The 457-nt window shown below is 47.5% G+C and carries 1 protein-coding gene; it reads right to left on the bottom strand.

From position 1 onward, the window contains the following. Nucleotides 1-61: 61 nt before the first annotated feature. Nucleotides 62-457 (bottom strand): hypothetical protein (locus tag AB9F27_RS22080; RefSeq protein WP_369758231.1); only part of this gene is annotated, 396 nt, incomplete at its 5' end.

Here is a 457-nt window from a genome sequence, read left to right as displayed (position 1 = left end):
CGGCAAAAGAAGGCATGAAAATCGCAATTTTGGCATTTTCTTTTCCCCGCAAGCCCACTTATTAGCGCCTCGGCCGTCTTTTTGACTTAACAGGATTTGGGGGCGCGGGCACCTTTTTTGGCATCCTTCCTTCGGCGAGCAATGCCGCCATTAAGCCAAGAGCCAATCCAAACACCCCGAAAATGAATGTGGTGACCTTCACAGGCAAATTGACAGATTGTGGATTGGTGAAAGGCGGGGAAATAACGGAGACATTATCGAGCATGTTCTCACGCAAATTAATCCGGCTTCTAAAAGCTTCCAGTCGATCGATTTCGTCGTTCACACGATTGTAGTTGCGTTCAATTGAAACAGCGCGAAGCAGCACATTTTCGAGCCTCAAAAAGATAGCAGGGATCGCTTCCTCTTCTTTTTCAGCAGAGGGGGAAATACTTTCCTCAGAGTTATAGGGGTACGT

Source organism: Falsihalocynthiibacter sp. CO-5D18, from assembly GCF_041205445.1.
GTDB classification, from domain to species: Bacteria; Pseudomonadota; Alphaproteobacteria; order Rhodobacterales; family Rhodobacteraceae; genus Falsihalocynthiibacter; species Falsihalocynthiibacter arcticus.
Note: the sequence above shows the minus strand (reverse complement) of the source record. Positions and strands in the feature narration are given on the sequence as shown.